Below are 941 nucleotides of genomic sequence, written 5' to 3' on the forward strand. Positions count from 1 at the left end.
TTTATGGAATTAGGTCAAAAAACTCCTATATTCCAAAACAACCAGGTGGAAGTGACGGAAAGGGCGGCTCGTCGTATGGGAGAGTTATTATTAGAGTTGGAAGCTAGGGGTATTGAAAAGTTAACAGCACAGCGGTTTGTTTTACAATGTGTGTTGGCTATGTTTGCGGAAGATAGACAATTGTTACCCCGTGATTTGTTTGTTTCTTGTGTTCAAGATTGTATGAATGGGTCAAGTTCCTATGATCTTTTAGGTGGTTTGTTTCGGGAAATGAATCAACTGGGGAAAACTCCTGCGGGACGTTATCAAGGTGTAGATTATTTTAATGGGGGTTTATTTTCTCGCATTGACCCCATTGAGTTAACTAGGGAAGAATTAAATTTTTTAGATGTTTCTGCGCGGGAGAATTGGAGTAAGGTCCGTCCGGCGATTTTTGGGAATTTATTTGAGGGAACGGTAGATAAGAAAGAACGTCACGCGAAGGGAATTCATTATACTTCTGAGGGAGATATTATGAAAATTGTCCGTCCCACAATTAGTCGTTATTGGGAGGATAAAATTGAGGAAGCAAGTACGGTTAAGGAATTGGGAAAATTGCAGATAGAATTACAAGGTTATCGGGTTTTGGACCCTGCTTGTGGTTCGGGGAATTTTCTTTATATAGCATATCAGCAATTGAAAAGAGTGGAAAGAATGCTTTTAGAAAAAATCCAGTCTTTGAATGGGTCTAAAAGTCAACAAATGGAAATGGGTTTGGTAACACCTTTACAGTTTTATGGTATGGATACAAATCCTTTTGCTGTGGAATTAGCGCGGGTAACTTTGATGATAGCGCGGAAAATTGCGATTGATGATTTATGTTTGACTGAACCTGCTTTACCTTTGGATACTTTGGATCATAATATTGTTTGTCAAGATGCTTTGTTTAGTGAATGGGTCAA

At 38.8% G+C, this 941-nt stretch carries 1 protein-coding gene; it reads left to right on the plus strand.

The window, feature by feature from the left end; translation table 11 throughout:
• The coding region (locus FFO06_RS20660; RefSeq protein ID WP_162501221.1) for a DNA methyltransferase at positions 1 to 941 on the plus strand (941 nt) is incomplete at both ends.

The sequence above is a fragment of the Dolichospermum planctonicum genome, from assembly GCF_005402965.1.
Classification (GTDB): Bacteria; Cyanobacteriota; Cyanobacteriia; order Cyanobacteriales; family Nostocaceae; genus Dolichospermum; species Dolichospermum planctonicum.